The following is a 6,137-nucleotide window of genomic DNA, read 5'->3' on the forward strand; positions in this document are numbered from 1 at the left end:
GGGGCGGCTTCGCGCGAAGGACCCACGCTCCGGCCGCGCGACCCGCCGTCCGAAGAGAACCGACTCGATCGAAGGTCTCGCCCCGAGGACATCGATCCCCTCTGCCTTCGCGTGGGCCGCGTGGCGTGGGCACGCGGTCAGAAGGTCCGGCGCAGGACGGCGCCGCGTTCACGCTACCGTACGGGCGGTGCGATCGGCAGGCCGTGTACGGCAACAGCACGGTCTGCGGCAGCGCCGTGGTCAAGAACAGTGCCCTGGTCCAGGGCGGGGGCAACCTCAGCGGCAGCGTGGTCATCGGCGGCGACGCCGAGCCTGCCACGGCCTGCGGTTCGGGGACGTACCTGAAGTTCAACCCCGACCGCCGCTGCGACGGTGGCGCGGGCGAGACGGACGTGAACCCGCCGCACCCGATCTTCAGCGACAACGACCTGGCCTTCGGCACCGGCGGGGGCGACCCCACGCCCACGCCGGTCAACCTGGCGGCGAACGCGACGCCCTCGGCCTCGTACACCTCACCTTGGGAGAGCGTCGCGGCGATCAACGACGGCGCCGTGCCAGCCCGCGCTGGGGCACCTGGCCCGAGACCGGGACCCAATGGGCCGAGCTGACCTGGTCCTCCACGCAGACGATCAAGTCGGCGGAGCTCTACTTCTTCGACGACGGAGGCGGGGTGCGGGTTCCCGCGTCGTGGAAGCTGCAGTACTGGAACGGCAGCGCGTACGTGGACGTGGCCAACCCGAGCGGATACCCGACCAGGCCTCGGTGGGGCTGCTGGAGGTACGCGCGTTCGGCTAGGCGACCCGGAGGCCGGCGGGGCTCATGATCGCGGCGGCGAGGCTCTGGACGAAACGCATGATCAGAGCTTCGAGGAGCATCAGGGCGGCCTTGGCGAGCAGCGAGGCCAGGAACTCGGACAACTCTCTACCTCACGGGGGTGTGAAACTTCTACTTAAGACATATTTCGGTAGAAAGATGTACATATGGGTATGATCAACATATCTATTCGGTGAACAACCGATGACCACTTCGCGCCCGGGCCGTGGAGAATTGATCGCGGCGCGGGCGCGCCCCATGTACGCGCGGCCGTGTGGCGTGCCTCGTCAGCTCTTGCTCGCGGTGGCGCGCGAAGCCGACGCGGTCCTGCTCGCGGCGGGCTTGCGCCCACCGGTGGTGCCGCCCTTGCGCCCGCTGGTGGTGCCGGCCTTGCTCGCGCCGGTCGTGGTCGTCTTTCTTGCGCCAGCCGTGGTCGTCTTGCGCCCACCGGTCGGGGCGGTCTTGCTGGTCGTGGCCGTCTTCCGTCCGCCGGTGGTGGCGGCCTTGCTGGTCGTGGTGGTCTTCCGTCCGCCGGTAGTAGCGGCCTTGCCGCCCGTGGTGGTGGCCTTGCCCCGTGCGGTCGTCGTCCCTCGCGTGGAGGTCGTGGCCCGCGTGCTCGGAGCCGGCTTGGCGGTCGGTGTGGTGCTCGGGCGCGGCCGGGCGGACGGCTCCTGGCCCCGCCGCCGCTGCGCGATGACCGTTCCAGCCCCGATGGCGGCCGCGACCGGCCACTCGACGACCCCGAGGGCCGCCATCGCGCCGAGCGCCCCGTAATAGGCGATCTTCTCAGGCGCCGGAAGGAACGTCCGGGCGATGTCGACGTAGTGGCCGAGTTCCTTCCTGCTGATGTGCGGCATCGGCACGTGCGGCATCTCCATGCGTGGCATCGCCGGCACCTCGATGTGCGGCATCCGGAGCTCGGGCTGGCGGACCTCGACGCTGAGCATCGGCAGGTCCAGCGTGAGCAGCCGATGCGCCTTACCGTCGGCACGTGCTCGCGTCTGGGTGGCATTCATGATTCCTCCTGCACGATGTAGACCTTCCTGTCCTCCTATCCGCCGACTGTCCCCTTATTCCGGATTAGAGAGATTTGGTGATTTCTGTACTCTTGCCAACCGCGCAGGTCACAGCGGTGATCAGCCTCCGATGCCGGTCAGGCCGATCAGCAGGGGCAGGAGCACGATGATCAGGATGGCGCCGAGGATGTCGAAGCTGATGCCCGAGCGGATCATCGTGGTGATCGGCACCACGCCAGACCCGTAGGCGATGGCGTTCTGCGGCGTCGAGACCGGCAACATGAACCCGAACGACGCCGCGAACGTCGCCGCCAGCGCGGGCACGAACGGGTTCACCCCGGCGGCGATCGCGATCGGGATGATGATCGGCACCACGACGGCCGCGGAGGCCGTGTTGCTGGTGGTCTCCGAGACCACCACGGCGAGCACCACGGCGAACGCGGTGATGGCGAACACACTGGCCAGCCCCAGCGCCGAGGCCGCGGAGGAGCCGATGGTCTTGGCCAGGCCGGTGTCCTCGAGCAGGGACCCGAAGATGATGCCGGTGCCGAACAACACGATCGTGCCCCAGTCGATGCGGGCGGCGTCGCTCCAGTTGAGCGTGAACTCGCGTTTGCCCCAGTCGGTCGGCAACACGAACAGCAGGGCCGCGCCGAGCACCGCCACGATGCCCTCGTTGAGCCGGCCGCTGATGGTGGTGTAGAGGGCCGACTCCGTGCCGGCGAACAACGCGATCACACCCGGGAAGATCCACAGGAACACGGTGATGCCGAAGGCCACGAGCGTGTTCCTCTCGGCGCGCGACAGCTTGCCCAGACCGGCCCGCTCGGCGTGCACGTACTCCTCGACTCCCTCGATCCTGCGGATCTCCGGCCGGTTGAGCAGCAGCAGCACGGCCGCGAGCGCGACGAACATGAGCGCGCAGATCGGTAGCGCGGTGATCACCCACTGGGCGAAGGAGATGCGCTGCCCGGTGGCCTCCTCGATGAGGCCGCGGCCGATCAGGTTGGGCGGGGTGCCGACCGGGGTGAGCAGGCCGCCGACGCTGGCCCCGTACGCGAGCATCAGGACGAGCGCGGCGCCGACCCGCAGCCGCAGCGGGTTGAAGTCGGCAGCCACCAGCCCGCGGTCCTGCAGGAGCTTGGCGATGACCGCGAGCATGCCGAGCGCGGTGGGCAGCAACATCGCCACGGTGGCGGTGTTGGAGACGAACGCCGACAGCAGGCACGTGATGACACCGAAGGCGGCGACCAGGCGGAACGTCGAGCGGCCCACCCCGGCCATCGACAGGATGCGGAAGGCGAAGCGGCGCGCGAGGCCCTGCTTGAGCATCGCCTGCGCCAGGATGAACGCCCCGATGAACGTGAAGATGGTGGGGGAGCCGAAGGGCGCCAGCGCATCCGCCGCGGACACCACCCCGAGCAGCACGATCGCGCCGACGCCGATGAGACCGCCGACCGGGATGGGCACCGGCTCGGTGATCCATAACACGATGACGCCGAGCAGGACGGCCGCCAGCGTCTGCTGCTTGCCGTCCATGCCGAGGGGCAGCAGCAGGAACACCACCGTGATCAACGGCGCGAGCCACATGCCGGTGGTGCGTCTGGCTTTCTCGAATCTCTCCTCGGCCGCCGACAGTTTCTGCTCGCCAAGGCTGCGGTAGGTGGCGTGGCCCAGCAGGGCCTGGTCGACGTCGGTGCGGGGGCCGCCGGAGTCCATCTCTGCTCCTAACGTTTCCGCCGTCATTGAAGATCTAGGTGGCGCAGAGGTCCAAGACGCGTTAGCTACTGGTGTTATAGGCCTCTCCTATAGGAGCGTTCGATGGACGTCCGGCAGCTCGAGTATTTCCTGGCCGTCGTCGATCATGGCGGCTTCAACAAGGGGGCCAGGGCGCTGTTCATGGCGCAGCCCTCCCTCTCGCAGGCGATCAGGACGCTGGAGAAGGACCTCGGCAGCCAGCTCTTCCACCGCATCGGCCGGCGCGTGGTGCTCACGGACGCGGGCCGGGCCCTCATCGAGCCGGCCAGGCAGGTCGTCCGCAGCCTCGAGGCCGCCCGCGCGAGCGTGGACTCCGTGGAGGGAGTGGTACGCGGCCGGGTCGTCATCGCCTCGATGCCGTCGCCCGCGGTGGAGCCGCTCAGCAGCATGATCAGCCGGTTCTGCGCCCGGCACCCGGGCGTGGAGGTGGTGATCAAGGGCGCGCCGGTGCCCCAGGCGGTGATCGAGCTGGTCCGTACGGGGGTGACGGAGCTGGGCCTGCTGTCGGCCTGGGAGCCGCCCACGGTCGCCGACGTGACGCTGCACCCCGTGGAGGAGCAGCGATTCGTGCTCGTCGCCCCACCGGACGGCCCGTTCGCGCCGACGCGGTCGCTGCCGCGTACCCGGCTGGCCGGGCAACGCCTGATCGTGGGTGAGCACGGCACGGGGTTACGCAGGCTGGTGGAGGAGATCCGGGCCTCCGGCGTCGACCTGTCGATCGCGGTCGAGTCGGAGCACAGGGAAGTGGTCCTGCCGCTGGTGCTGAAGGGCGTCGGGATCGGCGTGCTGGCCGAGGCGTGGCGGCCGCTGGCCGAGCGGGCGGGGGCGCTGGTGTTCGAGCTGGATCCGCCCGCGTCGCTGCACCTGGCGCTGGTCAGCAGGAAGGGCTGGCTCACCCCGGCGGCCGCCGAGTTTCCTGGACCTCGCGCTCTCGTATTGAATCGATGCTGGAGCTCTGCTGAGCCGAACGCTAGAGGCCGCCTGCCAGGCCGATCCCGACCAGGACGAGGCTGATGAAGGACGCCACGGCCCGCAGCGTGTTCCAGGCCGTCCACCGCCGCGAGTAGTCCTTCCACGCCATCGTGCCGGCGTCGACGGCGTTGTTCATCGGCACGTTGATCGCCACTGTGACCAGGAACGAGCCGACGAAGCCCACCGCGGCGGCCGCGAAGAACCACACGGCGGCCGGAGCGCCCGCGAGGAGCCCGGTCGCCAGCGCCGCGAGCGGCGAGCCGAGGAACGGGATGTAGAGCCACGGGTTGAGGATCTTCCGATTGATGCTCCGCATCGCCTCCTCGGCCTGGGCGGGTGCGATGGCGTTCAGGCCCGGCATCACGGACATCGAGAAGGTGTAGAAGAGTCCGGCGAGGGCGCCGTGTAAGACGAGGGTGACCAGAGCGAGTATCAACATGCTCATATGGTGATGCCCAGTGGGTGAGACGGTCCATGCCCAGCCCGCTCACCCGCATACGCAAGCGTCTACCGAGGTGCGGGCCAGTGCTCCCGCTTTCAGGCGGGTGGTGAGGGCCCGCGCGGGAAGGCCTCAAGGGCCTGAGCGTGCCCTGACCCGCCCTTTTGGAACCGGTCGTGACCGCGTTGGTGTTCTCTCATTTCTGGGGCCGGTCCTGGGACTGGAGGTAGGTGCGGACGGTGGCCTCGCTGGCGGCGCCGGTCGAGCCCGCGTAGTAGGAGCGGGACCAGAAGTGGCCGCTCCACAGGTGTGTGCGGACGTGGGTGTTGTATTCCTGGCGGAGGTAGCGGGCTGAGACGCCTTTGAGGGAGTTGACGAGGGAGGACAGGGCGACCTTGGGCGGGTAGCGGACCAGGAGGTGGACGTGGTCGTGCTCGCCGGTGAAGTCGGTCAGCTCGCAGTCGAACTTCTCGCACACCTCTTTCATGATCTGTTCGCAGCGTTCCAGCATGGGGCCGGTGAGTGCGTCCCGCCGATATTTCGTGACAAACACCAAATGCGCAGACAGCTCGTGGACGCAGTGACGCCCGGTTCTGATGTCGGGGTTGGGTTCCCATCGCGGTGACATACACCAAACGATAGAATGAGCCCCTGTGGGGCTGGAGAAACGCAACCGTGCTCATGTCGCCCGCCTGGAGTTGGAGCAGCGGCAGAGCGCCGTCTTGGACGGCCAGGCACACAACGCGCGCACGCTGTGGAACCTGCTGCACGTGCGCCACGAGGCGCTACTACTCCGGGCAAGGGTGGGAGACCCTTGCCGCCGGTCTGTCGCAGCAGGCCGGTGAAGCTGAGGGCAATCCGACCGTGGAGACGCGCGGGAGGGTGATAAGCAGCCCTGACAACGACGGGACGCATCGGTACTGCCAGACGGTGCGGGTCCGGCAAGCAAGACGAGAAGCCGTACGAGAGAAACCAGCGTCTGAACGCCCCGTAACGGTTCCACCGGCTCGAACCTGGCGGATCTGGGCCGGGTGCAGTACGCGCCTCTGTATGTGTAGGTGGAGGCGACTCCGAAGCCGACCAAGGCCGTCGGTGGGGAGGCCACGTTGAAGGTCTGCGGCGTAGGCGTGGCGAGGCTG

At 68.5% G+C, this 6,137-nt stretch carries 7 protein-coding genes; 2 read left to right on the top strand and 5 right to left on the bottom strand.

Translation table 11 applies throughout. The annotated features are described in order from the left end of the window. Nucleotides 1–125 precede the first annotated feature (125 nt). Entirely contained in the window at nucleotides 126–608 is a 483-nt protein-coding gene (locus tag ACTWQA_RS54945) for a hypothetical protein (protein ID WP_443166771.1), read from the top strand. Between the two features lie 183 nt (nucleotides 609–791). Here the strand turns inward: ACTWQA_RS54945 and ACTWQA_RS54950 are convergent, their stop codons facing one another. The 3 genes from ACTWQA_RS54950 to ACTWQA_RS54960 all read right to left on the bottom strand — a co-directional run bounded on the left by ACTWQA_RS54950 (nucleotide 792) and on the right by ACTWQA_RS54960 (nucleotide 3,548). Further along, entirely contained in the window at nucleotides 792–917 is a 126-nt protein-coding gene (locus tag ACTWQA_RS54950) for a hypothetical protein (protein WP_305924539.1), read from the bottom strand. A gap of 183 nt (nucleotides 918–1,100) precedes the next feature. After that, nucleotides 1,101–1,829 carry a hypothetical protein gene (locus tag ACTWQA_RS54955; protein WP_443166772.1) on the bottom strand — a complete coding sequence of 243 codons (729 nt, stop codon included), beginning with the start codon at nucleotides 1,827–1,829 and terminating at the stop codon, nucleotides 1,101–1,103. 120 nt (nucleotides 1,830–1,949) lie between these two features. Next, nucleotides 1,950–3,548: an SLC13 family permease gene (locus ACTWQA_RS54960; protein ID WP_443166773.1), complete on the bottom strand. Its 1,599-nt coding sequence runs from the start codon at nucleotides 3,546–3,548 to the stop codon at nucleotides 1,950–1,952. A 102-nt stretch (nucleotides 3,549–3,650) separates the two neighbouring features. Between ACTWQA_RS54960 and ACTWQA_RS54965 the strand changes: the two genes are divergently transcribed. Then, complete coding sequence (locus ACTWQA_RS54965; protein WP_443166774.1) at nucleotides 3,651–4,601, top strand: LysR family transcriptional regulator; 951 nt, start codon at nucleotides 3,651–3,653, stop codon at nucleotides 4,599–4,601. Here ACTWQA_RS54965 and ACTWQA_RS54970 read toward each other — a convergent pair. Continuing rightward, entirely contained in the window at nucleotides 4,558–4,998 is a 441-nt protein-coding gene (locus ACTWQA_RS54970; RefSeq protein ID WP_305924534.1) for an anthrone oxygenase family protein, read from the bottom strand. The genes ACTWQA_RS54965 and ACTWQA_RS54970 overlap by 44 nt on opposite strands. Before the next feature lie 196 nt (nucleotides 4,999–5,194). After that, nucleotides 5,195–5,626 (bottom strand): IS200/IS605 family transposase, encoded by a 432-nt coding sequence (gene tnpA / locus ACTWQA_RS54975; RefSeq protein ID WP_443166775.1) that lies wholly within the window; start codon nucleotides 5,624–5,626, stop codon nucleotides 5,195–5,197. Nucleotides 5,627–6,137: the final 511 nt, after the last annotated feature.

Source organism: Nonomuraea sp. 10N515B, from assembly GCF_052245915.1.
GTDB lineage: Bacteria > Actinomycetota > Actinomycetes > Streptosporangiales > Streptosporangiaceae > Nonomuraea.

Excerpts from the sequence above, each read along its gene's own strand:
- tnpA (WP_443166775.1), bottom strand. The coding sequence starts at position 5,626 with ATGTCACCGCGATGGGAACCCAACCCCGACATCAGAACCGGGCGTCAC.
- ACTWQA_RS54960 (WP_443166773.1), bottom strand. The coding sequence starts at position 3,548 with ATGGACTCCGGCGGCCCCCGCACCGACGTCGACCAGGCCCTGCTGGGC.
- ACTWQA_RS54965 (WP_443166774.1), top strand. The coding sequence starts at position 3,651 with ATGGACGTCCGGCAGCTCGAGTATTTCCTGGCCGTCGTCGATCATGGC.
- ACTWQA_RS54955 (WP_443166772.1), bottom strand. The coding sequence starts at position 1,829 with ATGAATGCCACCCAGACGCGAGCACGTGCCGACGGTAAGGCGCATCGG.
- ACTWQA_RS54970 (WP_305924534.1), bottom strand. The coding sequence starts at position 4,998 with ATGTTGATACTCGCTCTGGTCACCCTCGTCTTACACGGCGCCCTCGCC.